This window comes from Desulfosporosinus nitroreducens, from assembly GCF_023897015.1.
In the GTDB taxonomy this organism is placed as follows: Bacteria; Bacillota; Desulfitobacteriia; order Desulfitobacteriales; family Desulfitobacteriaceae; genus Desulfosporosinus; species Desulfosporosinus nitroreducens.
Window position 1 is genome coordinate 251,661 of the sequence record NZ_JAMHFY010000004.1, and the last position, 25,201, is coordinate 276,861.

The following is a 25,201-nucleotide window of genomic DNA, read 5'->3' on the forward strand; positions in this document are numbered from 1 at the left end:
CTCTTCCCTTTATTTATTTGCTCCAATAACTTCTTCAAAGGCAAATATAGCTGCTCCAAGTGCAGCTGTAATTTGTGGGTTAGGAGCTACAATTACAGGTTTTTTTAGTTCTTTGCTTATTGCCCGGACAACCCCTAAGTCCTTAGCAACACCTCCGCACATAACAATGTCCTCTTCCACCCCACATCTATAGGCAAGTCCACAGGCTTTGCTAGCAACTGACTGGTGAACCCCTGCAATAATATTCTCTTTAGCAACTCCGTTGGAAAGCTGAGATATTACCTCAGATTCTGCAAAAACTGTGCAAGTGCTGCTGACCGTGGCAGGTTCTGTTGCACGAGAATCGTATTCTGCCATTTCATCAAGATTAACTTCAAGTACTCGTGACATCACATCGAGAAAACGTCCTGTTCCGGCGGCGCATTTATCATTCATAAAAAACTGCTTAACGCCGCCTTTACTGTCAAGTCTAATTGCCTTAACATCTTGACCGCCGATATCAATAATTATTTTTGCTGAAGGAACTAAAAAGAAAACTCCCTTAGCCTGACAACTGATTTCGCTGATTTGTTTGTGTGCTTCTTCCACAGAAGATCTACCGTAGCCTGTAGCAATAATTTTAGCCATGTCTTGCAATGTAAGACCTGCTTTGGAAAGAGCTTCATCTAGAACACGTTTAGGTCCTGTCGAACCTGTTCCAATCTGAATAACTTCTCCGGCGATAATATTAACTCCATCTTCGAGTATTACAACCTTTGAGGATGAGGAACCAATATCAATCCCCATAGTAAACATAGATTAATCTCCCTCATTATTTTTTCAAGCCCATTTTTTCTTCACTAAAAAGCCTTGCGTCCATAAGCTTAATATTTTTGTCAACCGTAGGGACAAAATCCATTAAATCTATAATTTGTGTTTGAATATCAATTCCAGGAGCAACTTCTATTAAGTTAAGTCCTTCTTCTTTTAATTCAAACACAGCTCTTTCAGTAATATATAAAACGGGTTGTTCGCATTTAATGGCATATCTTCCACTAAATGTAATCTGCTCAACTTGTTTAATGAATTTCCTTTGCCTTCCTTCTTGTTCTATTATTAACTTGCCATCTTCAATTTTTTCTTTTAAGCCTCCGGCTGTAAATGTACCGCAGAAGAATACTTTTTTGGCATTTTGGGTGATATTGATGAAACCACCACAACCGGGAATTTTGGGTCCAAATCTGCTGACATTAATGTTGCCCTGTTCATCACATTCAGCTAAGCCTAAAAATGCCATGTCCAGACCGCCGCCATCATAAAAATCAAACTGACTATTTTGATCAATAATAGCGTCAGGATTTAAAGTAGCACCAAATCTAGCTCCGCCTTGAGGACTGCCTCCAATTGCACCTGATTCAACCGTTAATGTCATATAACTTGCTATTCCTTCTTCACTTGCAACTTGAGCAACATACTCAGGTGTTCCTACACCTAAATTAACAACTGTATCCTCTACCAATTCCATAGCTGCTCTTCTGCCAATAACTTTTTTAATACTTAATGGGGTCATTTCAACATTACCTTCAGGTGCTCTTACTGCCCCACAAAGTGCTGGATTATATTCATGTCCGACACTTTGTTCATGATCTTTCATATCAACTACTTCTACAACAGCATGAACATAAATGCCAGGTATTTGAACCAATCTTGGGTCTAAAGTACCACCTTTTACAACCTTTTCCACTTGAACAATTACTTTCCCACCATTATTTATAACTGCCTGTGCTATAGATGTAACCTCAATAGTAGCTACTTCTTTTTCTAGGGTTACATTACCATACTCATCCGCATAAGTGCCTCTAAGGAAAGCGATATCTATAGGAAATGCTTTGTAGAAAAGCTTTTCTTCATTGCCGATTTTTATAACTTCAACTAAATCTTCTGTCGTCCTGGCGTTTATTTTACCTCCGCCATTTCTTGGATCAACAAAAGTACCTAATCCAACATGTGTAATTGTACCAGGCCTATGACCCGCAGCATCTCTAATAGTATATTCCAAAGCACCTTGTGGTAAGTTATAACCTTCACATTTATTAGCTAGACACAGTTCGCCTAACTTTGGAGCAGTATTTAAATGACCTGCTATTACTCTTTTAACCAAACCTTCGTGAGCAAAATGATCACCGCCTGTGCCGTTCCTGCTGCCTTGTGATGCTGGATAAAACAAAGTTATATTTTGAGGATAGCCAGTCTCTAAAAATTTCTTTTCTGTAGCCTTAAAAAGTGCTTCTGGAAGACTATTTCCAACAAATCCACTTGTACAAAGAGTGTCCCCATCTTTAACTAAATCAACAGCCTCTTCTGCTGTCAGAATAATAACCTTCTTCATATTATGCCCCTCCTCCAATGTTATCCTCAGTGATTTAACCTGCCCCGCAAATTGCGGGGCATTTGATAAGGATATTCCGATTATTAAGTTTCAGTGGACACGTTAGTCATGATCCGTTAAATTTTAAAAGTGGTTGGACTACTTAAACAGTACAAATGAAAATGGGTATGGGATTGCTTACCAACAAAAGCTAACACAGAACTTCCAGGCTTTTCTCTGTTGTTTAACTTCCATTCCACTTGCTGCCTTGGATTCATATTGCAAACTATTTGGTAGCAGTTTTCTTAAAAATAGTCCTCTGCATAAAGGTTTATAAATCCACAATTTAAACAAACAAACTTTATTATCTTTTGACTTTGTGGACTAACAACTACTTCACTATTCTCAATTAAGGTAAATACATCATCTCTTATGATGATATCCACCTGTTTTATTTGTCCAGAATGACAAGCAATACACTCTTTCATTCATATCTCTCCTTTCAACTTAACGACATCACTTCATAAACCGTCGGTTGGCCTTAATATTTCTTTCTTCATCAATTGCAACCTCGAATTTATGGGAATATCATTACGCAAAATGGAAAAATGTTTGAAGGGCAATCACGATAAAACCGTGTTGTCTTAATATGAAAATATCTCGTTACCATTCCTTATGGGTCAACCCAGTGATAACTAGGAGCGTAATAACAGCGCCATTATGGGGAAGCGTATCCATTCCGCCCTCTGCCATAGACGCAAATCTATTATAACTGGGGATCTAATCTTTAAAAATCTCTCCCGCAATAATCATTCTCATTATTTGATTTGTTCCTTCATAGATCTGAGTTATCTTAGCATCTCTCATCATTCTTTCAACATGATAATCCTTCATGAAGCCATTTCCACCAAGCATCTGAACGCATTCTACAGTTACATGCATGGCTGCATCTGTACAAGCCATTTTTGCCTTAGCTGCTGAAACTGCATAAGGTCTTCCTTCTTGTTTATCAAGAACTCCTTTATACAATAGATACTTAGCTTGTTCAATTTCAATCGCTAATTCAGCCATTTTAAATGCTAAATACTGATTCTTAAATAAAGGCTTGCCAAACTGTACTCTTTCTTTCAGATATTTTACCGCACAATCATATGCTCCTTCTGCAAGACCAAGTCCTTGTGCGGCGACTCCGAATCTCCCACCATCAAGAGTTTTCATTGCTATCCCAAAACCTTTTCCCTCTTGTTTTACTAAGTTTTCAGCTGGGACAATACAGTCTTCAAAAAGCAGTTCTGAAACTTTAGTTGCTCTTATCCCACATTTGTTTTCAATAGTGCCTATTGAAAATCCCGGGAAACCTTTTTCAAGAATAAACGCTGATAATCCTTTTGTTCCTTGACTTAGATCCGTTGAAGCAAATACTAAGAAGGTCTCTGATAGAGGGCCATTTGTAATGAAGCATTTGGAACCATTTAATATATAGTGATCTCCATCTTTTACAGCTCTAGTTCTTACACCTGCTGCATCTGAGCCCGCATTTGGCTCAGTTAATCCGAAAGAGCCAAATTTCTTTCCGGAACATACATCTGGAAGATATTTTTTCTTTTGTTCCTCTGAAGCGTTTTGAAATATTCCTCCTGCACAGAGAGAGGTATTTACAGAATATGAGATACCAACGGCACTATGCACCTTGGAAATTTCTTCTACGGCTAAGATGTAGGATAAATAATCTCCGTCGGAACCACCATATTCTGATGGGAACGGTAAGCCCAATAAACCCATCTCACCCATCTTCTTATAAAGATCTACTGGAAATGTACTAGTTTCGTCGCTCTCAAGTACGATAGGTAAAAGTTCCTTTTGTGCAAAATCCCTTGCCACTTTCTGAATCATCTCTTGCTCTTCTGTTAAACTAAAATTCATTTTATTACCTCCTCCTAAATTTTAAATAGCCTCTCGGCATTCGCCGAGGCAGTCGGGACAAGTGTTTCCTTGAACCAACTCTATTGCAGTCCTCCTACTTTTAGTGGGAGGATATTTTTTATCGAGCTAAACTGGAAATTCACGTGGAATAATAGTTGGATGGAACCCCCATCGCCACTTCGGATTGTGTAAAAATTAATAAGAGACTATTTAATGGTTTCGCTACTTGTCTAAAAAATATGAATTTTTATTCAGCCTACTTAAATATAAGTTCACTTGACGTTTCCATAACGCATACTAAAATCCCATATCACCTCCTCGTATTTACAATTTAATAAATATTCAAATATGTTAGATAATTAATATATTACTTGCTAGCAAATAGTTTGTCAACAAGTTAATATGTATGAAATTGTATAAATATGTATATAAATAGTACTTTAGGGTTCGACATTCCTTCCGAGAAATTCCAAGTTAAATTAGCCAATTAAGCTGCTAACTACACTATGCACGTCTCTTTTGAGGCATATCAAACTACAGCCGTTGATAGTCTTGGATTTTTGATAAAGACTTCAGAGAATAATGAATGACCCTCTTGGGGTTTATTTGTCGTAGTGTGATTGCAGGTACCAGACAGATCCAACTTCATACAGCGGTGTACTGGCGGAGGTTTAGCTATAGCTAATTGTAGATTCTTGCTTGTATGATTCTGAAATGGGCCAATGTTAGATTTTATTCATCCTTTAAGAAAATCATGCTTAGCTCTGACGCTTTGTAAACTTGATTGACAAAATTAATAAGTTTGAAATATAGTGGTTATATCATTAAAAATAGAGGTGCAGTAATTATGGAAATGACTGAATGTATTAATTTCTTACTAACTCAGGCACAACAAAAAGTTTTTAAATATTTAAAGTCAGAACTTGATCCGTTTAACGTAACGCCTGTGCAATATGGAGTTTTACAATGTCTTTGGGATGAGGGCAGTCAAACCCCCAAGCAAATTGGGAATGTTTTGAGTTTAGATGGTTCAACTATCACTGGAATCCTTGATAGATTGGAAAGCAAAGGATTGCTTATAAGGAATACTGGTACAGAAGATCGGCGAACCATTAAAGTTGAATTAACTGAAAAGGGATCCAAATTGCGTGAGCCAATAGGTAAAATTATTGAAGAAGTAAATATAGAAGTATTAAAACAATTTAGTTCAGACGAAAAAAATCAATTAAAGGAAGTTTTAAAGCGAATTTAAACTAAAAATCTGCTATAAAAAAAGGCTGACGAAAGCCTATTTTTTATAACAGATTATTTGTTGATAAACTATTTGTTAGCAAGTAGTTTGTAATTAACTACAACAAAATCAATAATATTGGCACTATATAATAGCAGAGTCGCAATCTTATTACGGTTGTCTACTTGAGCGTAAAAGGCATAAATATTTTGACACATAACGGAACTGTCCACTGTGTTCGATGAGTAGGGAGGGATTCCAAGTGTCAAATTGGTCATAATCAAAGGTGGAACTTATGGTTAATGCACTTGTGAGAGAGTTACGTGAGGTAAGAGCAGTAAAACAGCAATCTCATGTGTTTTCTATTTCGCGTTAGCAAATCGTACGCCCATATCAAACGCTTTTTCACAATCAAGGGGGAATTGTGTAGCCTTTACTTTTGCCTTGTGCTCTTCGCTAAAAACCGGACAAAAATATTTAGAGTAATCATCAAATTGATACGTATCATACGCTAGTAACGTTTCAGATGACCCCAACATTTTTGCGAGAAAAAACTCATTTGAGTTAATAAGAGTATGGTATCCTTTAATTTTTGCTTGTTTTTCATTTAAACCCATTGTGTAAATAAACCCTGTTTGAATTTTTCTGCCAAATAGACTTGAATATTCGCTATCGTAGACTAAATACTGGAACAAGAGTCTTTCTAAACAGCTTGACATAAGTCCAGTTTCTTTGCCGAAGTTGATAGGGGATCCTAAAATAATTGCATCTGCTGTTTCAATTTTTTTTAATACAGGTGTTAATTCATCATTTACGGCACATTTTCCATAGCTTTTGCCACCAATCCTTTTACAACTAAAACAGCTTATACAACCACGATACTGTAAATCATAAAGATTAATAAGTTCTGTTTCTGCTCCATTAGAGGTTGCACCTTCTCGTGATTTATTAAGAAGAGTTGCAGTATTTCCATTTTTCCTAGGACTACCATTGATTGCCATGATTTTCATACACAAATACCTCCCAACAATTTATTATTGACTTTATGTTGGGTATTATATAACGAGTGAGCGTGAAAGAGTTCAGGTGGACAACAAAAAACTTTCCCAGGCCCTAAAGCCCAGGAAGGTTTCTACGATGAACGGCGTTGTTACATTTTGTCGTTTTGTCGTTTTATTCATAATATTTTTAAATTAATGAATTCTTTCACATTGAAGGAAGTAAGCAGAAAATATAGAATACTCAACACTATAGCAAGCTCATGACCTACTAGAAGAATTTACTAAACGTTGGTTAGCGCACGATGGGTTATGGTTCCAAGCTATTGAGCAAGTGCGTGAACTAGATGAGGCGGCGGAGTGTGATATTGAGGCTTGGCGAAAATTCACTGTCATTGAGGCTAAACGAATTATGACTTTCCTCGACCTACCTAAACATGGGGGCTTAGATGCCTTGGAAATAATAATTTATGCTAATGAAATTAATTGATTTGCTTAATAATAAATACTCCGATATATTTACTTTTAAATTAAGGAGGTGTTTCAAATGAAAAGTACTTTACAATCTGGTTTGTATTATGAGTTTAAGTTTACCGTTCCAGAAAACAAAACTGTTCCTTATCTTTACCCTGAATCGGAAGAATTCCAAGCAATGCCTAAAGTGTTTGGAACGGGATTTATGGTGGGCTTATTTGAATGGGCATGTATTAAAGCTATCAATCCTCATTTGGATTGGCCTAATGAACAAACCGTTGGAACTGATGTTAAATTAAGCCACATTGCCGCTACACCGCCAGGTTTTACTGTTACAGTTAAACTACGGTTAGAAAAGATCGAAGGTAAAAGATTATTCTTTCATGTAGAAGCCCATGATGGGATAGACCGAATTTCTGAAGGTACTCATGAGAGATTCATCATTGATGCGGCTAAGTTTAATGAAAAGGTAAACAGGAAATCAGAGATTAAAAGCATAACTGAGTAAGAAGCCCCCAAGAACAGCACAGTTAGAACACTTTGCCTAACGTCCCGCACCCTCTTGCAACGTCGTAAACGCTACCCTAGCATTCAACAAGGGCTTTGATAGTTCCTTCCAAAATCGTAGAAATAATCCCTGATTCTGCCATGCAAACCAAAGAGGCCAGAACGACTTCAAACATCAGCTCATGCTCTGCATTAACCAAAAATATTCAAAGATTAAGATCATTAGGTTGACTCCAACTAAAGCCAGTAAATTTCGCAACCAATTTTCAGGGTACTTCCAGTAATAAAACAAGATATTGAAAATGACTAAGAAACCAGAACAGATGCCCCAGCGTACATAAAGTTCTTGTTCAGGCGAAAATAAATGGACAAACCATAACAATGGGAGAAACAAAAATACACTCAAAAATGTAATCATCGTGTATCCGATCAAGCGGCGCAGATCATCAGGACTCGGCTTCGCCTTGCTCATTGTCTTTCCCCCTCATCTTCACAGTTTCTCACGAGTAAGTATAACACGTATTATATATGGTTCAAAAGATTTGATCCTATGAACCTATATACCTCTTCCCAAGAGAAAAGCGACTCCAAAGAGTCGCTTTAGCAGTCAACTTGCGGATCACCTAACTTGAAGGTGATCTTTTATTTATCATCCCGTTGGTTATTTTGTTTTTTGTCTTCGCCGCTGTCATTTCCTTTTTCACTCTGTTTGTTGCGTTCTTCATTGTTCTTTATAGAAGAGTGGTCACTGGAAGGTGCTGACTGCGATTTTGCAGGAGCAACAGTCACAGAAGACGGCTGACTATTGGTTATAGACGCTTCCTCGTCAGATGCTGCTTCATCAGTCTCAGTTGCTGTTTGGTCTTGGTCTTCACCATCTTGGTCCTCATCATCAAGCTGGATGTTTTTATTTTGTTTTAGTGATTTTTTAAACTCTTTTAACGCCTCTTTGGCCTGTTTTTCCAAAGATTTATTTTCGGTTGCCGGTGTTATTACAGGTTCAGTTGAATTCTCCGTCGTTTCTGGTGCAGTTACCGGGGCATTTTTTGCTTCTTGTTTTTCCATTTTTGAAACTGCCTTTTCCATGGAGCGCACAACATTGAGCGCTAACCTTTGAGCGGCCTGCGGAGGAAGCTTATCTAACAAATCGCCTAAGACCTTAACGTTATTTTGATTAACATTTGTGAGGGCGATGACCAGCTTTTTAGCCTCTTCAGAGTCAGGATCTTCAACTTGATCCAGAAATTCCTGTGCCTGGGTAATCTTATCCGTGTATTCACTGAAAGCTATCTCAGATTCTTCTGTTTTACCTTCAGTCATTAGCTTCTGTGCTTTGGCCAGCTTTTCAAGTGCCTGCTGTTGATTTAACTCGCTCTTGCGCGCTGGGTCAAAGGCCAAAGCCACTTTGAGTTCTCCTATTAAATCGGATAACCAATTGGCAGGATCGATTACATTGCCCTCAGCATCGGTAACGGACGTCGATTCTTCATCTTCGTTATCTGTATTCGCGGTATCTGCACTTGTTGTATTCGTGCGCGCGGTATCCGTGTTCTTGGTATCCTTACTCCTTGTACCATTATTCGTCTTATCCGTGCTAGTGCCAGTGGTAGTAGATGTAGTTTCCACCTGGGCTGCTGTTTCTGCAAGAACTAACGTTGTTCCTAGCGGAAGGGCCAAAAGTGCTGCTGCAACGGCAACCGCAAGTTGTTTCTTAATTGTTTTTGTCGATTTCATTAGATTCCCTCTTTCCTTTAAATAATAATTTACTTAGCAATAATTGGTTTAGAATTTAATATTCCTTCCCCTCTTAATACTAAATTCACCTTACACAGTATCTTACGAACCTTAGATTGTTTTTTAGGGGGTCCTTCGAGAAAATTGGATGTCTATTGTTAAGTAGCAAAGATGTTTAATACTGTCTCCCTTTATTTTTAATTATTAATAGATGATATTGTTAAATGGTAACAATGTAACTATAGACGTTAAAAAAAACCGCAACAAATAATTATTGTTGCGGTTTTTTGGACATTTAAGAGAAAATTTCGTAATGATTCTTTATTTTCTATACCTTTTCTTTTCCTTTGGCGAGAATACTATTGTGAGCGTCTTTTTATACTCTTCGCATCCCCATGGAGAGTGCACTTTAATAACCTGACCAGCACAAAAACACCGAGAATAAATTCTCGGTGAAATCTTTGTATTATGGGGTGGGTGATGGGGCTTGAACCCACGAATGCCGGAACCACAACCCGGTGCGTTAACCACTTCGCCACACCCACCATAGGAATTTTGTTTAATTGGTGCGCCTGGAGAGATTCGAACCCCCGACAACCTGCTTAGAAGGCAGATGCTCTATCCAACTGAGCTACAGGCGCAGTTTCAAGGATACGATTTGTCAACCCAGGTTACCACTTCAACTAAAAGGAAAACTGGGAATTAATGGTCGGGGCAGAGGGATTTGAACCCCCGGCCTCCTGCTCCCAAGGCAGGCGCGCTACCAAGCTGCGCTATACCCCGATTTGGTGACTTGATTAGTATAGCTCATCTTTAAGTATTCGTCAAGGAAAAGAGCGAAAAAATATTGGAGAATTTTTTTAGCTATTTTTAACCCTTTTTCTTAAAGTGAATCTGAATGCTCCTGCATAGAATGCCAACAAAAAACCTATAGAATATCACCCCGGACCCTATGACTGTTTGAGAAATTTGCGCGGTTTCCGGTCTGAATCTAACGTTTGATTTTGAGGGCTTGGAGGATCGGGATCGCCTTTCGAAATGCTTGAGCTCGATGACTGAGTTTATTTTTTTCAGCTAGTGTTAATTCGGCCATCGTCCGTGCGTACTCGGGCACAAAAAAGAGAGGGTCGTAACCAAATCCATCCGTTCCGCGACGTTGAGTTAATATTTGCCCTTCGACTGTACCCTCAGTTAGAAATTCCTCCCCTTCAGGGGTTGCCACAACTAAGGCACACCGGAACCGCGCCTGCCTTTGGTCATCCGCCACGGTTTCTAATAGTTGAAGGAGTTTGTCGTTATTTCGTTCATCATCTTTCGGTTCTCCGGCAAAACGTGCAGAATAGACTCCAGGCGCGCCATCTAAGGCGTCGACTTCCAGCCCTGAGTCATCAGCTAAGGCAATTAACCCTGTTTTCTTAACGGCAGCTTTGGCTTTGAGAGAAGCGTTGTCAGCGAAGGTTTCTCCATTCTCCTCTACGTCTTCCCAATCCTTAATATCTTGTAACGAAAGAACCTCTATCTCTTCATCTACTAGGAGTTCTTGAAGCTCTCGAATTTTTCCTTTGTTTTGAGTTGCAAGTATTATCCTCATGCAGTTGTTTCCACCGCAGATTTCTGCACTTCCATTAATGTACGAATGCCCTTTTCGGCAAGTTCTAAGAAATTATACAGGTCTGTACGATCAAAGGGAATATCTTCCGCAGTTCCTTGGATTTCTACAAACTTCCCCGCGCCTGTCATGACGATATTCATGTCGACTTCTGCCTTCGAATCTTCTTCATATTCCAGATCCAAAACTACATTTCCCTGGACTTTCCCAACAGAAATAGCGGCTAAGGTATCTTGAACTGGATTTGTTCGAATAAGTTTCTTCTCCATCAAGTATTGAACCGCATCAGTCATAGCTACGTAAGCTCCAGTAATGGCCGCTGTACGTGTTCCACCATCCGCTTGAAGTACATCGCAATCCAACCAGATTGTTCGTTCACCGAGTTTCTTTAGATCAATAACTGAGCGTAGGGCACGGCCGATTAATCGTTGAATCTCCATGGTACGGCCAGTGAGCTTTCCCTTACTAGCCTCTCGCTGGGTCCGTGTTTGGGTCGCTCGTGGAATCATGGCGTATTCCGCAGTAACCCACCCTTTACCTGTCCCTTTCTGAAAATGAGGGACCTTTTCTTCAACGCTGGCTGTACATAAAACCCTCGTTTCTCCGATCTCGATGAGAACAGAGCCCTCAGGTATGTTAGTAAATTGACGCGAAATTTTCACAGGACGTAATTCATCATTTGCCCGACCATTCGAACGTTGCATATTGATAACCTTACCTTTCTTTTGGCAAATCTTATTGCTGAGTTTTAGTTTATCAGAATCACGGCAGAAATGCCAATCATCTCCAAGTTTTTTTGTTAAATATTGGCTTTCCTTGCTGCAAATAAATCGAGTGAACGGGCAGGCGTCATTTCCTCTCCTACGATACCAGCGATAGTATAAAGCTGGGCAATAGGGTCGAACCTAAATTCCTTAAGCAAGTGAAACCCTTTAATATCACTAGATCGCCGAATGTGAATACGAGGACCTGTGCAAGGGTAAAGCATTTTCCCTACCCGAATGTGATCATCATTAGCAAAGCAGATGGGCAAATCTGCATCGATTAAATCGAGCACCCGTTGCTCCACCAAATCTAAGTCAATATCGGGTTTCTCGGGAAGTTCCAATACAAAGCCATGTTTAATATCACTGTGTACTTCAGGCTTTGCCAAGCCCATTTCTTCCAGGATCATAGACGTGATGTCTTCAGCACTATGGGCCATGCGCCGATACTTTATGGAATCAAAAACAATATCTGCGATACTTTGAGGTTCTGGCCCAAACACCGTTGGACGAGTTACAATTACTTCTTCCCCTACTCCTATCAAGACTTCAGCATTAACTCCAAGCTGAGAATACACGAGATCAAAGTGCTCAACAACCACTCGCCGTCCCTTGGCTATGACTTTTTGAATTGCCTCAGCTATTTTCCAAGGTTGTGTAAACGCAGACTCGAAGCGGACATCTAAATGATAGGTATGATGTCGAAAATTCCCACTATCCGCATCTTCCATTAAAGGTAACGGTCGAATATTAATGCCATCATCATCATTGGTCAGTTCTAATCCCGGGAACATACCGCGAATAAGCAAGGACTTTCCAGCTCCGGCATCACCCACAAACCCGATCAGCTTATCCTCAGGGCTCAAATAACGTTGAGAAATATTTACCCCCAAAAAAAGAAGACGTTTCTTCCCGCGTGGAGCAAAATAAACGGCCTGCATCAAATGTTCATGAACAAACATTGCCAAAGCTGTGGCCCCCTTCCTTGTTTTTCACATCATTGCTTAACAAGAATTCCTGGATTAGGTTCTTATAAAAAATCTATAAAACATTATAAAAGTCTTATACTAAAAATAATAAGAAGAATTAGGGGCTGATGAACTAAATAAATCATTAAAGAATTTCGACTCAACCACAGAATCGGCTTGGAATCGAGCTGAAATGCCCATAAGGGCTCAGGCCTCTGATCATACCAATGTCGATAAGCAAGTATACCCAGGAAAGTTACACTTATATATGGAAAAAGGGGATAATAATCCATGGACCCAAAACCCTTATACATAAGGCCAAAGGGAAGGAAGAGGCTTGTTTCTATCACTAGTCCCTTAAACCAAAACCCCAGCAAAGCAGTAACACCGGCAAGGGCCCACAGCATTCGCGAAGACAGGGAGTATAGGAAGGTCGATAAAATCATCGTAACACCTAAAAAATGAAGAATTCCGAAACGAACATAAATATCCCTCATCGCTAGATACGTTACAACTGTGATTGCCATTCCATAAAGCAATACCTTAAATCCCCGTCTCACCGGGGATCGGCTAAACCCGCTAGCAAGCCCCGATATAAAGATGAAGAGCAGGGCAGCAGTTTTTCCTACCAGAAACCAAATGGGGTCCTGGTAATTAATATTTATCCCAGCAAACTCCCTTAAATCATAGACAATATGGAATAAAACCATTAACACAATCGCTATAGCCCTTAGCAGGTCAATCTCCCCATAGCGCTTCCCAGGGGTCATAGCACTATCCGCCGACTAACCGACACTCCATCTCCAAATGGTAAAACAGTCGTGGAAAAGTCCGGATTCCGAGAAAGATCCTCTAAAAATCGCCGCAAGCCACCCACCATGCGATCATACTTCGGAGCAAAGGTACTTTCCGGAACTACCCACCCCCGGAAGAGCACATTGTCCACGACCAGCAACCCCCCCGGTGCAATTAAGGGGTAAATTAGACTTAAGTACTCTAAATATTCTCCTTTTGCGGCATCGATAAAGACAAAATCAAACATTGTATCCAGGTTCTTGAGAATTTTACGGGCATCCCCTTCTAAAGCCGTAACTTGATCACCTAGCCCCGCACGTTCAAGGTATACCCGCGCACGAGCCAGACGATCTTTATTCATATCAATTGTGGTAACGTGCCCACCTGTCTCTTCTGCAGCACGGGCCAACCAGATCGTCGAATATCCGATGGCTGTCCCGATTTCTAAGATAGTCTGCGCCTTACAAGTATGTACGAGTAAGTTGAGAAAATTCCCAACCATCGGCGTCACAACCGGAATAGTTTCTTTTAAAGCCTGCTCTTCCATCTCACGCAACAGCGGATCCCGTTCACCCAATAAGGTTTCCAGGTATCGTTCCATTTCAAAGGGGTAAAACAAGGTCATCTCCCTTTCTTATTCTGTCAGATTGCCAATATTTCAGTTTTTCTTCCACTTTACCACAAAAGATTTAAAAACGCATAAAAAGCATAAAAAAGTATGCCCACTTATGTTGAACGAGCCATTGCCCTTCTGGAAGGAGTGATTAACGATGAACAAGACTCTTGATTATTACATGGGATTACCGTACAGTTACTCGCTATATTCTGCTGAAGAAGGAGGATTTGTCATCGAGATCCCCGATCTCCCTGGTTGCATTACCCAAGGAGAAAGCGCTGAGGAAGCCCTAACTATGATAGAAGATGCCAAGAGGTGTTGGATAGAGGGTTGCCTTAGAGGATGGGCGGCAAATTCCTGAACCTGTTAGTGAAAAATACTCAGGGAAATTCAATATTAGAGTCCCTAAGAGCCTCCACAAAACTTTATCTGAACAAGCCAAAAAAGAAAATATAAGTCTCAACCAACTGATTCTATATCACCTATCAAGAAGTATTGGCTTAAATAACTAATAAAAAAATAATTAATTTGAGCGGGAAAATAAACCCCGCTCTTTTTTAATCCAGTACCCGTTTCGCCAAATCAACTAAACCCTTATCCAATATTGTCCCCGATCTACGCTCAATCAAAGCTAAAGCTTCACCAGAACTCATAGCCCGCCGGTAAGGGCGATCCTCAGTTAACGCCGCAAAAATATCAGCTATTGCCATTAAACGAGCGCCCTCATCGAGATCTTTCTCTCCCAAGGCGAAGGGATATCCTTTACCATTAAGACATTCGTGATGATGAGCAGCCCATTCAACCATACGAGTCGGAAAACCAGCCTCGGTCAACAAGCGGTGCGTATAATATGTATGCGTGCGAATTATTTCAAATTCAGCAGGGTCAAGCGGTCCTGGCTTATCTAGAATCTTCCTGGGTATAGAGAGTTTCCCCAAGTCATGAAGTAAACCCGCCACATAGATTTCATGTAAACGATCGTCTCCCCATCCATTTCCTCGAGCCAAACGTTCAACAGTTTCCCCAACTGACCGAGAGTGACGCGCTGTAAACTTACTTTTCTGGTCAATCAGATCCGCGAACGTCGCTGCCAAGTCATCGGTAAAGCCAATTTCCAATTCCCGTGTCGCTGGCAACTGCCGTTGCCCATACAACAGCCCTAAAGCAATCTGGAGCAGGTCCGGTTGTTCAATGTCCAACCAAAATGCTTCCTTTTGAACGACGTGTTTAAATGCATCCGCCACTTCCGGGTAAAACAATATCCCCGTACCCTTGGTAACCAATTCTATGATTCCGTCTCTCTCCCGCCGACTTGAAAACCCCCGCTTTAACTGAAGATCAACCCGGTCTGCTAAAGATAAAATTCGAGCCATTAAAGTAACATCTTCAGCGGGCGCCCTCAAAGCACAATATAAAGGATCCGGAGTCTCATGGTGATATTTGATAGCTTGGGCAAGAATTCTTCCAGCAGGAAAGCGCTCAACAATCGATGCTCCCATACGACAATGCCCCTCAAGAATTCGCGGGTCCCCTTTATACTCACCTGAATAACCTAACGCCCCGATATCATGCAACAGTCCTGCTACTGTAAGATGAACAAGCGATTCCTTATTGAGTCCTAAAAAACGTCCAATACGCATGGCAATATAAGCAACCCGTTCTCCGTGCCGCTCTCCCAATGAATTCTGAAAACCTCTCTCAATCTCTTCATCAACTAAACCAAGATCAAGCGCACGGGAAAAGCTCCACATCTGCCGGATATAGAAAGCATCTTTAAACATACCACTACCCCCAATCAGACCAATACACGCTCTATGCTTCACCTGCTCCATTAGTCCAGTCTATTCTAACGACTTTCCCCTTAACCCAGGGACGCAGTGAGACACGAGCGCAACTTCTTTACGCAATCAGAAAAGAAAACTTCTGTTTAAGCGACCGCCCCCAAACGCGGGGCAGTAAACAAAACAATACAGGAAGGCGCACATGAAATGTGCCTTCTCCCAAGCGACGTCCCCCTCGACCCAAGACCCGGGACGCAGAGTGACACGAGCGCGACGTCTCTACGTAAGCACCAAAGCAACCTTCCATTTAAGCCCACCGACCCCAGAACGCGCAGTAAACAAAGCAATACAGGAAGGTGCACATGAAATGTGCCTTCTCCCAAGCGACGTCCCCCTCGACCCAAGACCCGGGACGCAGAGTGACACGAGCGCGACGTCTCTACGTAAGCACCAAAGCAACCTTCCATTTAAGCCCACCGACCCCAGAACGCGCAGTAAACAAAGCAATACAGGAAGGTGCACATGAAATGTGCCTTCTCCCAAGCGACGTCCCCCTCGACCCTAGACCAGCGACCCGTTGTGACACAAGCTCGGTATCTCTACGTAAGCACCAAAGCAACCTTCCCTCTAAGCCCACCGGTCCCAGAACGCTCAGTAAACAAAGCAACACAGGAAGGCGCACATGAAATGTGCCTTCTCCCAAGCAACGTCCCCCTCGACCCTAGACCCAGGACGCAGAGTGACACAAGCGCGATGTCTCTACGTAAGCACCAAAGCAACCTTCCATTTAAGCCCACCGACCCCAGAACGCGCAGTAAACAAAGCAACACAGGAAGGCGCACATGAAATGTGCCTTCTCCCAAGCAACGTCCCCCTCGACCCAAGACCCAGGACGCAGAGCGACACAAGCGCGACGTCTCTACGTAAGCAGAAAAGCAAACTTCCGTTTAAGAGACCGACCCAAGATACGGGGCAGTGTACAAGGATGTACACTGCCGCCAGTGAGCCATGGACGGCTCATCTGGCGGGAACCCCGCTCCCCAAAGCCAGTCGCTTAAACGGTTAGTTTGCTCTGCGTCGTACGACCGAGCGCTGTGTCACTCAAGTCCTTAACCCCATTTGCGCCAAAGAAGTTGCTGAATTAGCTACATCCTCAGAAGCTGCCCCGATCTGGCCGGCTGTCAACGACAAGGCATCAATCTGACGGGCAATCCCCTGTACTTGTTGGATGCTTGCATTAATAGCAGACATTATTTCCCCAAAACGGTTCACTACTTCCCCGGCCTCTGTCGCCGCGCCCTGCATAGCTTCAGTGGTTTGAGCAATAGAGTGGTTTACCGCGACTGTATTTTGTTTTGTAATCGTAATCAAGGCACTAATCTCTTTAACCGATTGTTCCGAATGATTGGCGAGCTTCTTCACTTCTTCTGCCACAACTCCGAAACCTCTGCCGCTGTCTCCCGCACGAGCCGCTTCAATAGCCGCATTTAACGCTAAAAGATTGGTTTGGGAAGCGATTTCTTTAATTACATCCGTGACAGAGGCAATACGTGCAGAGCTTTTATCGAGTTCGGTCATTTTCTCTTGCATATCTGATGTCATGCCTGCTAATCGTAAAATCGTCTCAGATATCATTTGAATCTTTCGGACTCCTTCTTGAGCCAAAGCATCTACCTGACGAGAAAACTCTGCAGCCTCAGAGGCATTACTGGATATTTGCGAAGTGGCTTCATTCATCTCTGCCGCAGAGGCTGCTGTTTCTTCTGACGTTGCCGCTAAAGCTTGGCTGGCTTCGCTAACACTGCGTTGTAAGCTATCAATTTCACTTAAGGCTTTCTCTAATTCGGCCTTCTTATCTATTTCCGTCATATAGGACTGGATATAGCTTGCCATAACAACTTGCTGGTCAAAATTTAAGAGTTTTTGGAAGGCTAAACTAGCACGAACGGCCTGATCAGTCTTTTTGCGATAGTGTTTAAAAATCCGGGGAATAATTTCGTCACAAAAATATTGATTGGCACTTAAATAGTAAAAAGGCGGTAAATTGATCCGATTATGAACCTGCCCTATTGTAACCCGCCACTGCATAAACTCTTCATCAATCTTATCGGGGAAGAGAGAAAATAAATACTTTTTCATAGTGATTTTCAGCTTCTCCACCGAGGAAAATCGGTCAATAATTGCTTTTAAATCTGGGAACGAAGTCACATGGGCATAAAAATTACGGATAATTTCTTCAGAATCCCGCTCAACGACTAGCCGAACCTCTTTAAGAAGGGTCAACTGCTCAGCATCTATCCTCAGTAATTGAACAGCCTCATCTAAGCTAAACTGATGTAATTGTATCAACAATATTCATCCTTTCTAATCCCTTCAACATTTCAACTAAAATCTTTTTTCATGAAAATATCCGCAACAGGGGTCAATGCCTCACTGTATGTACCTAAGACTGGATTTCCTGATCTTTGTCCGTAATATAGTCTTTGCCTTCCAATATGATTCCCAGGGCAGTAAGGACCACGTTCACCGTACAATAAGAATCATGCTCATCAGTTGCACAATTATCACAGATACTCTGTACCTCAACAAAAGCCTCCTGAAGTTCCATGCTTTTATACCGTTCCGGGATTAAAGGAACACTTCGGAACATATCAAGAATGTCATCCGGTATCTTATCGGAGAACTTCTCCCCCGTCTGAGCAGACAAACTGAGAAATTCTTTTGCCATGAACAATTGACAGAGCGCTGAACATTTACATCCCTGGGTGCAGGATCTGTCCATCTTTGAAAAGGCCTTATAGGCACTAAGCTTACTAAATCCTTGAGTCGTCATATCCCTGCTCCTCTCTTACATCCACTAAATTGAACCCTATGTTTACCTACTTACGGTCCCATTGCCCAGGAGTTCTTCGACTGCCTTCTTAAATCGCTCAAACCCCGTCTTTTCTATGACTCGATAAAGACGAGCCCGGTTGCCAAGCTCTTCCTTAAACTCTTCTGATCCTGAGGTATACGTTTCCAAAATTCTTCCTACGACAGGAATAACTTGGTCGCGAGGAATCCCCTTGAGTACCAACATTCCATGTTTAGGGTTCATTCCCGACTCTGTCCCACCAATCCAAAGTGAATATTTTCCGCGGGGCTCAGCCATCAGCCCTAGATCTTGGCACTGCACTCCGGTGCAATTACGTGGACATCCAGAAATTCCTATTTTGAAATCCCACGGCAGAATCGTTCCGTAAAACTCTTCATCAAGCATTCTGGCTAATTCTAAGGTATCTCCACGAGAATTAGGGGAAAACCCTTTACCCGGACATGCTGCAATATTTCGAATGCTCTTATGCAAATTTGCAACCCGAAGACCGACTGCCTGGAGTTGCTCCAAAGCGGCAGCAACTTTTTCTTTTGGAATAAGAAGAAGGGAAGTCATGCGACGTGTATTTTTAATGACCCCATCTTCTCCAACGATCTCAGCTAAAACACGCACTTGTTTGCCAGTCAGGATCCCTCCAGGCGAATTAACGATAATAGCTACAGTACCATTGGCCTGTTCCGCGATGGCCCAATGGATTCCACTGGTACATTCTACCGCCTCACCTGTCCACTGATAGTTACTGTCTCGTTGAAGTTCAGTCATAAAAACCTCTCCTCTATACAATTTAGAGTAATTATTATATCCTCCTACATTTCTATATGAGTCGACGAAATCCTGCACTAATCGATAAGTTTTTATTTATAATAATTAAAAAGAGAGCCCAAATGGGCTCTCTCTTTTAAGTCTTACTCATTATTCATGGATTACTATGTTTTCTCATACAAAACGTGGTTTAATCGCGCCTTTTAAACGTTTACTCTATCCAGCACGCCTGCGGACAACCGGATGGTCTTGTAACGCACGGGGAAATGGTTCTGACTTGGTTTCTAAGCGTTCTACCGAACCATCTGACAGTACCTCGTAAATCTTAACCACTCCATCACCCTTCGTCCATTCATGGCAACACTCTCTGCAGTAATAACGTTCACGGCCAATTCGGCCGACATCACGCGCTTCACATAGCGGGCAATTCATTGCACCTCAACTCCTATCAAGGGTTTTTATGAATACCTTATTATACCGCACAACCCAATTATTTTGCTTTAAGAAATTGTGAAGCTTTTGTGTCTATTTAGACTAAAAGTTGTGTCTTTTTCACTTTCCTTTAAACCCCTTATCGTTCAAAAAGGTTGTTGAAATTCTGGAGGAATTGCAACGCCCCAATATCTAAATCAGAATTTAGGCAATCCCGAAGGGTGAGAGCCTTCTCCTCGGCCTGTCCTCAAAATCGTACGCGCGTACGATTTTAGGGCAAGCCAGGCCGGGTCTGACGCTAACTCTTTTGGTTTACGCAACATCGTTTTCAACTCCATGTACACGGCTTTTGACGCCAATAAGGAACATCAACTTTTTGAACTGGGAGTCTTCTGTGAATTGATAAAAACAGAGGTCTGAAAATCGCTACACTGTGTGCGATTCACAGACCTCTGTTTATTTTATAACAATATTTAGACTGACCTTTGATAATGCTGACTAAGTTCATCCTGAAATTTTATTCTTAATTCATGGTGACATTTTTCATAATGTTAGGAAATGCCCTAGCTTGTCATGCCCTTCTGTATTGTGCCTTGCCAATTTCATAAAGATTATTACCATCGTGGTCAATGATCACCATGACGGGGAAGTCTTTTACTACTAAACGGCGTACTGCCTCCGGGCCCAGCTCAGGATAAGCAATGACCTCAGCAGAAACAATACACTTTGCGATGAGGGCGCCTGCCCCGCCAATCGCTCCAAAGTAGACGGCACCGTGTTTTTTCATCGCTTCAATCACATCCGGGGAACGAAGTCCTTTGCCAATCATTCCTGTTAATCCTCTCGCGATCAACTTTGGCGAATAGGCATCCATTCGTCCACTCGTCGTTGGCCCTGCTGAACCGATCACTTGCCCTTCTTTAGCGGGCGTCGGACCCACAAAATAAATGATTTGGTCCTCCATTGCAAAGGGGAGGTCTTCCCCTTGCTCAAGAGCTTCAACCATTTTTTTATGAGCGGCATCGCGTCCTGTATAAATCACACCATTTAGCAAGACATTGTCTCCAACTTTAAGGGATTTAAGTCTTTTTTGGGTAAGGGGAGTCTCAATGCGGATTATTTCACTCATTGACAGGCCCTCCCTTGCAAGGTGATTTCCTTATGACGAGTGGCGTGGCAACCTATGTTTACCGCAACGGGCATTCCTGCAATATGTGTGGGATATACTTCTAAGTTGACGGCAAGAGCCGTTGTAACTCCTCCAAAGCCTTGAGGACCAATTCCTAAACGATTGACACGATTTAACAACTCTTTCTCGATATTGGCCAGACGCTTTTCGGGATTATGTATTCCCACTTCACGCAATAGACCTTTTTTGGCTAAGAAAGTAGCTTTTTCCATCGTTCCGCCCACGCCCACCCCCACAATAATTGGGGGACAAGGGTTTCCGCCCGCTCGATCAACTGTATCTACAACAAATTGCATCGCACCCTCGAGACCCTCAGAAGGCTTGCACATTTTTAAGCCGCCCATGTTTTCACTGCCGAACCCCTTAGGAGCTACAATTAGGTGCAGTTCATCCCCAGGGACAATATCATAATGAATAACTGCCGGGGTGTTATCTCCAGTATTGACACGCTCAAAGGGATCCTTGACAACGGATTTTCGCAGATATCCTTTATCATACCCTCTGCGCACCCCTTCATTAATAGCCTCAGTAAGGCCACCGCCGACCACATGCAGGTCCTGTCCGATACTCACAAAAAGTACAGCCATCCCCGTGTCTTGACACATCGGGACTCTTTCCTCTTGCGCTATTTCTGCGTTCTCAATGAGACGTTCCAGCACCTCTCGACCTAACGGAGAGCGCTCATCCTTTAACGCTTGATTAAACCCAGCCATGATGTCCGATCCCAGGTTATAATTTGCTTCAATGCAAAGATTTTCAACAGCGGAAATAATCTCTTCCACAAGTATTTCCTTCACCTTCTCTGTCCCTCCTTCAATGTCTTCTTTTAGGGTAAAAATGATTACGGCAAAATAATGGACTGTTCTGAATATTCCCATTCTCTTTCTTTATTTTACTCCTAAGCCAAATAAAAGCAAGCGTCATTACATGACAAGAACTTCGAATGCCGCAAATGGCATTCGAAGTTCGCTTTGTGATTTTTACATTTAGTCATCAGACAGAGAAGTTTTTGCATGATCTACAGGCGAAAATGGGCTTGAACCAGCATTATTTACGGCCTTAACTTTGTAATAATAGGTAGTATCTGCCCAAAGACCGAAATTTATATAACTTGTAGCAGTTACCGTTGCAATGTGAGTATAGGTTCCGGTAGCGGAAATTGCTCCGTAAACCTGATAAGATGTTGCTCCACTTACAGAATCCCATTTAAGGTTTATTTGACTGGAACTTTCAGTTGTTGCAGTTAATTCTTTCGGTGCTGATGGTGTATCATAAACATCGGTATTCTGCTCAATATTAATTAAAATGCTGTTAGGTACAATGGCTATACCTCCAAAAACAACTTCTTTCTTAATACTGCCAATCTTAGTGCTAATGTAATCTATTGTTGCCTGTTCGACAGGATCACTAACCAGAATAAGTGGGGAATGAAATAATGAAGCTAACGCTGAACCAGATAAAGCATCTGCGAATTTTTCACCGGTTGATACGTAACAAGTGCTGAAATCAAGTTCGTCTTCGAATTCTTTAATAATACTAATGTTTGTATCGTACCTGGTTATCCCGCTTAGGCGTTTTGGAGATGGAAGTTGCTTAAGCACATTGTCACTTATTACGCCTGTTCCCCCGACAACATACGTACTTTGTGCATTCTTTAATAAATAGGCTTCTATGCTGGCCGGCAATTTATCCTTGGGGGTAAGCAGGATTGGCATTCCCTTCATCGCAGCAATGGGAGCAATTGATAAAGCATCCGGAAAAGTTTCACCGCTGGCAATGACTGCTTGGTCAAATTCCCCCATCGCTTGGGCAATTTTAATAGATGTGTCATAACGATCCGTTCCGACAATCCTCAGAACACCTATTCCCATAGTTTTTATGCTTTGTTCAACTCCGGAAGAAATAATACCGGTTCCGCCTACCATGATAACTTTTTTCACTTCTAAACGTGCCAGCTGAGTCTTGGTTTGTTCGTTCAAGCTGTCTTTCGTCGTAAGCAGTAATGGAGCGTTATATTTTTTGGCAAGTGGTGCGCCGCATAATGCATCAGAAAAGTTTTCTCCACTTACTACGATGGCATAATAAGAAGTATTCCATCCTGCTTTAGCAACCTCTGCAGAAGTTCCATACATATCCTCCCCTGCCAATCGATCCGACTGGATTTGAGATGGAGGGTTCGTTGGCACATTGTTTGCTGAACTGGAAGTAGTCGCATAAGCTTTAGACGAATAGGCGCTGGAGCCAGATCTGGTCACGGCTACAACTTTATAATAATACGTGGTATTCTTTGATAAATTAGTGTCTCTGTAACTTGAAGTTGTCGTTGATGCAATTTTGGAATACGTTCCCGACGACGACGTAGATGTATATACATAATAGGATGTTGCGTCACTTACCGAATCCCAATCCAGGTATATTACGCTGGAACTTTCAACTGTAGCCTTCAGATTTGTTGGTGCCGAAATATCAGAGTCATCGTCATCCGTAGTAGCATGTTCTTTGGAGGAATAATCACTTTTGTCAGAACCGTCTACTGCCCTAACTTTGTAATAATAGGTAGTATCCTCCTCTAAATCGTCATCATCTGTATAATTTGAGGATTTCGATGTCCCTATTTTGGTGTACGTTCCCGATGAGGTGGTAGATCGGTATACTTCATAGGATTTTGCACCACTTACTGAATCCCAATCCAGCTCTATTTCATCGGAGCCTTCAGCCGTAGCCTTAAGATCTTTTGGTGCCGACAGATCGGAATCATCAGAGTCATCGTCACCCGTAGTAGCATGTTCTTTGGAGGAATAGCTACTTTTGTCAGAACCGTCTACTGCCCTTACTTTGTAATAATAGGTAGTATCCTCCTCTAAATCGTCATCATCTGTATAATTTGAGGATTTCGTTGTTCCTATTTTGGTGTAGGTTCCCGATGACGTGGTAGATCGGTATACTTCATAGGATTCTGCACCACTTACAGAATCCCAATCCAGCTCTATTTCATCGGAGCCTACAGCCGTAGCCGTAAGATCTTTTGGTGCCGACAGATCGGAATCATCATCGGAATCATCAGAGTCATCGTCATCCGTAGTAGCATGTTCTTTGGAGGAATAGCTACTTTTGTCAGAACCGTCTACTGCCCTAACTTTGTAATAATAAGTAGTATCCTCCTCTAAATCGTCATCATCTGTATAACTTGAGGATTTCGTTGTTCCTATTTTGGTGTACGTTCCCGATGACGTGGCAGATCGGTATACTTCATAAGATTTTGCACCACTTACAGAATCCCAATCCAGCTCTATTTCGTCGGAGCCTACAGCCGTAGCCTTAAGATCTTTTGGCGCTGACAGATCTGAATCATCATCGGAATCATCTGTTGTTGCATAGGTCTTAGTAGAATAGGAGCTTGTGCTGCTGGCGCTGTTTACAGATACAACTTTGTAATAATAGGTGGTATCCTCCGACAAATCGCTATCTGTATACTGTGAAGATGTTGTGGTTGCAATTTTTGTGTATGTACCTGACGAGGTTTTAGATCTATAAACATAGTAAGATGTGGCGCCACTTTCAGAATCCCAATCCAAGAATATTTCACTGGAGCTTTTAGCACTAGCTGTCAGATCTGTTGGCGCTGATGGTGTACTTAACGCTAAAGTATCCTTCGGAAATATTAAAGCTGAGAATATCAAGCAAAGCAATAAGGTCATTAATTTGAGACTGCTATTTTTCATTTTTTACCTCCATTATTTTAAGAGTTTTTTCTCATGATCTCCCTCAAACTTTTATCTAACATTGAATATGGTCCCACAAGAAACTCTAACTTTTCAAAGTCCCTTTTTTCACAGTTACATATAAGCCATCTCTTGCATTCCAGCGTTCAACTCCTTTGCTAGGACCAATCGGGCGAGGCCGCTCTATAAGCTTAATTAGCAGTAATTTGGATGGTATTCTTCTTAACAGGTGAAAATGATTTAACCCTAAAGAATATTAAAATAATCCGGTGTCATCAATAAGTAACATTAGTTGATTAGATTTATCACTTTGTGAAGAATCAATTGACAAAAAAATTATAGAAGCACCTATATACTTTATTCTTGTTTTATCTCCATAATCCTCCCTTTAGAAGAAACATTTTCTTTAAAAGATAAATTCTATATAAAATATAGATCTAAAGTCTGGTGTTTAAGCGGTAAATTTTCTTTCAG

General features: G+C 41.6%; 25 protein-coding genes, 3 tRNA genes and 2 pseudogenes. 5 read left to right on the plus strand and 25 right to left on the minus strand.

Annotation, left to right across the window (positions count from 1 at the left end):
* Positions 1-9: 9 nt before the first annotated feature.
* The 5 genes and pseudogenes from M8E35_RS06755 to M8E35_RS06775 form a co-directional block, all read right to left on the minus strand.
* On the minus strand, positions 10-795 hold the full coding sequence (locus M8E35_RS06755) for an acyl-CoA dehydratase activase (protein WP_252468077.1): 786 nt from the start codon (positions 793-795) through the stop codon (positions 10-12).
* Between the two features lie 16 nt (positions 796-811).
* On the minus strand, positions 812-2,368 hold the full coding sequence (locus M8E35_RS06760; protein WP_252468079.1) for an acyl CoA:acetate/3-ketoacid CoA transferase: 1,557 nt from the start codon (positions 2,366-2,368) through the stop codon (positions 812-814).
* A gap of 284 nt (positions 2,369-2,652) precedes the next feature.
* Entirely contained in the window at positions 2,653-2,835 is a 183-nt protein-coding gene (locus M8E35_RS06765; protein WP_252468081.1) for a hypothetical protein, read from the minus strand.
* A gap of 103 nt (positions 2,836-2,938) precedes the next feature.
* Positions 2,939-3,115: pseudogene (locus tag M8E35_RS06770) on the minus strand (GntP family permease); the annotation flags it as partial.
* A 12-nt stretch (positions 3,116-3,127) separates the two neighbouring features.
* Positions 3,128-4,270, minus strand: a complete 1,143-nt coding sequence (locus tag M8E35_RS06775; protein WP_252468083.1) for an acyl-CoA dehydrogenase family protein — start codon at positions 4,268-4,270, stop codon at positions 3,128-3,130.
* A gap of 847 nt (positions 4,271-5,117) precedes the next feature.
* Here M8E35_RS06775 and M8E35_RS06780 point away from each other — a divergent pair.
* A complete protein-coding gene (locus M8E35_RS06780; RefSeq protein ID WP_252468085.1) occupies positions 5,118-5,522 on the plus strand; it encodes a MarR family winged helix-turn-helix transcriptional regulator in 405 nt (134 codons plus the stop codon).
* 341 nt (positions 5,523-5,863) lie between these two features.
* Here M8E35_RS06780 and M8E35_RS06785 read toward each other — a convergent pair whose 3' ends face one another.
* Positions 5,864-6,511, minus strand: a complete 648-nt coding sequence (locus M8E35_RS06785) for a flavodoxin family protein (protein ID WP_252468087.1) — start codon at positions 6,509-6,511, stop codon at positions 5,864-5,866.
* A gap of 259 nt (positions 6,512-6,770) precedes the next feature.
* Here M8E35_RS06785 and M8E35_RS06790 point away from each other — a divergent pair.
* Positions 6,771-6,989: pseudogene (locus M8E35_RS06790) on the plus strand (DUF6125 family protein); the annotation flags it as partial.
* A gap of 57 nt (positions 6,990-7,046) precedes the next feature.
* Entirely contained in the window at positions 7,047-7,481 is a 435-nt protein-coding gene (locus M8E35_RS06795; RefSeq protein WP_252468089.1) for a thioesterase family protein, read from the plus strand.
* Between the two features lie 174 nt (positions 7,482-7,655).
* Here the strand turns inward: M8E35_RS06795 and M8E35_RS06800 are convergent, their stop codons facing one another.
* The 10 genes from M8E35_RS06800 to M8E35_RS06845 all read right to left on the minus strand — a co-directional run bounded on the left by M8E35_RS06800 (position 7,656) and on the right by M8E35_RS06845 (position 13,969).
* Positions 7,656-7,952: a hypothetical protein gene (locus tag M8E35_RS06800; protein ID WP_252468090.1), complete on the minus strand. Its 297-nt coding sequence runs from the start codon at positions 7,950-7,952 to the stop codon at positions 7,656-7,658.
* A gap of 170 nt (positions 7,953-8,122) precedes the next feature.
* On the minus strand, positions 8,123-9,214 hold the full coding sequence (locus tag M8E35_RS06805) for a DUF5667 domain-containing protein (protein ID WP_252468091.1): 1,092 nt from the start codon (positions 9,212-9,214) through the stop codon (positions 8,123-8,125).
* 469 nt (positions 9,215-9,683) lie between these two features.
* Positions 9,684-9,759: transfer RNA gene (locus M8E35_RS06810), tRNA-His, on the minus strand.
* A gap of 19 nt (positions 9,760-9,778) precedes the next feature.
* A tRNA-Arg gene (locus M8E35_RS06815) sits at positions 9,779-9,855 on the minus strand.
* A 65-nt stretch (positions 9,856-9,920) separates the two neighbouring features.
* Positions 9,921-9,997: transfer RNA gene (locus M8E35_RS06820), tRNA-Pro, on the minus strand.
* Positions 9,998-10,205: 208 nt separating this feature from the next.
* Positions 10,206-10,805, minus strand: a complete 600-nt coding sequence (locus M8E35_RS06825; protein ID WP_252468092.1) for an XTP/dITP diphosphatase — start codon at positions 10,803-10,805, stop codon at positions 10,206-10,208.
* Entirely contained in the window at positions 10,802-11,527 is a 726-nt protein-coding gene (gene rph / locus M8E35_RS06830; protein ID WP_229247311.1) for a ribonuclease PH, read from the minus strand. Before rph ends, M8E35_RS06825 begins: the two co-directional genes overlap by 4 nt.
* A gap of 95 nt (positions 11,528-11,622) precedes the next feature.
* Complete coding sequence (locus M8E35_RS06835; RefSeq protein ID WP_252468139.1) at positions 11,623-12,549, minus strand: alanine-tRNA synthetase second additional domain-containing protein; 927 nt, start codon at positions 12,547-12,549, stop codon at positions 11,623-11,625.
* A gap of 89 nt (positions 12,550-12,638) precedes the next feature.
* Complete coding sequence (locus M8E35_RS06840) at positions 12,639-13,325, minus strand: heparan-alpha-glucosaminide N-acetyltransferase (RefSeq protein ID WP_252468093.1); 687 nt, start codon at positions 13,323-13,325, stop codon at positions 12,639-12,641.
* A complete protein-coding gene (locus tag M8E35_RS06845) occupies positions 13,322-13,969 on the minus strand; it encodes an O-methyltransferase (protein WP_252468094.1) in 648 nt (215 codons plus the stop codon). Before M8E35_RS06845 ends, M8E35_RS06840 begins: the two co-directional genes overlap by 4 nt.
* 151 nt (positions 13,970-14,120) lie before the next feature.
* On the opposite strand from M8E35_RS06845, the gene M8E35_RS27165 reads away from it, so the two are divergent.
* Complete coding sequence (locus M8E35_RS27165; protein ID WP_445012472.1) at positions 14,121-14,327, plus strand: type II toxin-antitoxin system HicB family antitoxin; 207 nt, start codon at positions 14,121-14,123, stop codon at positions 14,325-14,327.
* 34 nt (positions 14,328-14,361) lie between these two features.
* Positions 14,362-14,478, plus strand: coding sequence for a toxin-antitoxin system HicB family antitoxin (locus M8E35_RS27170; protein ID WP_445012473.1), 117 nt, complete (start codon positions 14,362-14,364; stop codon positions 14,476-14,478).
* A gap of 45 nt (positions 14,479-14,523) precedes the next feature.
* Here M8E35_RS27170 and M8E35_RS06855 read toward each other — a convergent pair whose 3' ends face one another.
* The 9 genes from M8E35_RS06855 to M8E35_RS06895 form a co-directional block, all read right to left on the minus strand.
* Positions 14,524-15,747 (minus strand): HD domain-containing phosphohydrolase, encoded by a 1,224-nt coding sequence (locus M8E35_RS06855; RefSeq protein ID WP_252468095.1) that lies wholly within the window; start codon positions 15,745-15,747, stop codon positions 14,524-14,526.
* A gap of 439 nt (positions 15,748-16,186) precedes the next feature.
* Positions 16,187-16,450, minus strand: a complete 264-nt coding sequence (locus M8E35_RS06860; RefSeq protein ID WP_252468096.1) for a hypothetical protein — start codon at positions 16,448-16,450, stop codon at positions 16,187-16,189.
* 398 nt (positions 16,451-16,848) lie between these two features.
* Positions 16,849-18,096, minus strand: coding sequence for a globin-coupled sensor protein (locus tag M8E35_RS06865; RefSeq protein ID WP_252468097.1), 1,248 nt, complete (start codon positions 18,094-18,096; stop codon positions 16,849-16,851).
* Between the two features lie 94 nt (positions 18,097-18,190).
* Positions 18,191-18,580, minus strand: coding sequence for a nitrite reductase (locus tag M8E35_RS06870; RefSeq protein ID WP_252468098.1), 390 nt, complete (start codon positions 18,578-18,580; stop codon positions 18,191-18,193).
* A 42-nt stretch (positions 18,581-18,622) separates the two neighbouring features.
* Positions 18,623-19,384, minus strand: coding sequence for a ferredoxin-like domain-containing protein (locus M8E35_RS06875; RefSeq protein ID WP_252468099.1), 762 nt, complete (start codon positions 19,382-19,384; stop codon positions 18,623-18,625).
* A 216-nt stretch (positions 19,385-19,600) separates the two neighbouring features.
* Positions 19,601-19,816 (minus strand): YrzR-like zinc ribbon domain, encoded by a 216-nt coding sequence (locus M8E35_RS06880; RefSeq protein WP_252468101.1) that lies wholly within the window; start codon positions 19,814-19,816, stop codon positions 19,601-19,603.
* Between the two features lie 571 nt (positions 19,817-20,387).
* Positions 20,388-20,945 (minus strand): Fe-S-containing hydro-lyase, encoded by a 558-nt coding sequence (locus M8E35_RS06885; protein ID WP_252468103.1) that lies wholly within the window; start codon positions 20,943-20,945, stop codon positions 20,388-20,390.
* Positions 20,942-21,802: a fumarate hydratase gene (locus tag M8E35_RS06890; RefSeq protein WP_252468105.1), complete on the minus strand. Its 861-nt coding sequence runs from the start codon at positions 21,800-21,802 to the stop codon at positions 20,942-20,944. The genes M8E35_RS06885 and M8E35_RS06890 overlap by 4 nt, the downstream gene beginning before the upstream one ends.
* Before the next feature lie 189 nt (positions 21,803-21,991).
* Positions 21,992-24,727, minus strand: a complete 2,736-nt coding sequence (locus M8E35_RS06895; protein ID WP_252468106.1) for a cell wall-binding repeat-containing protein — start codon at positions 24,725-24,727, stop codon at positions 21,992-21,994.
* Positions 24,728-25,201 lie beyond the last annotated feature (474 nt).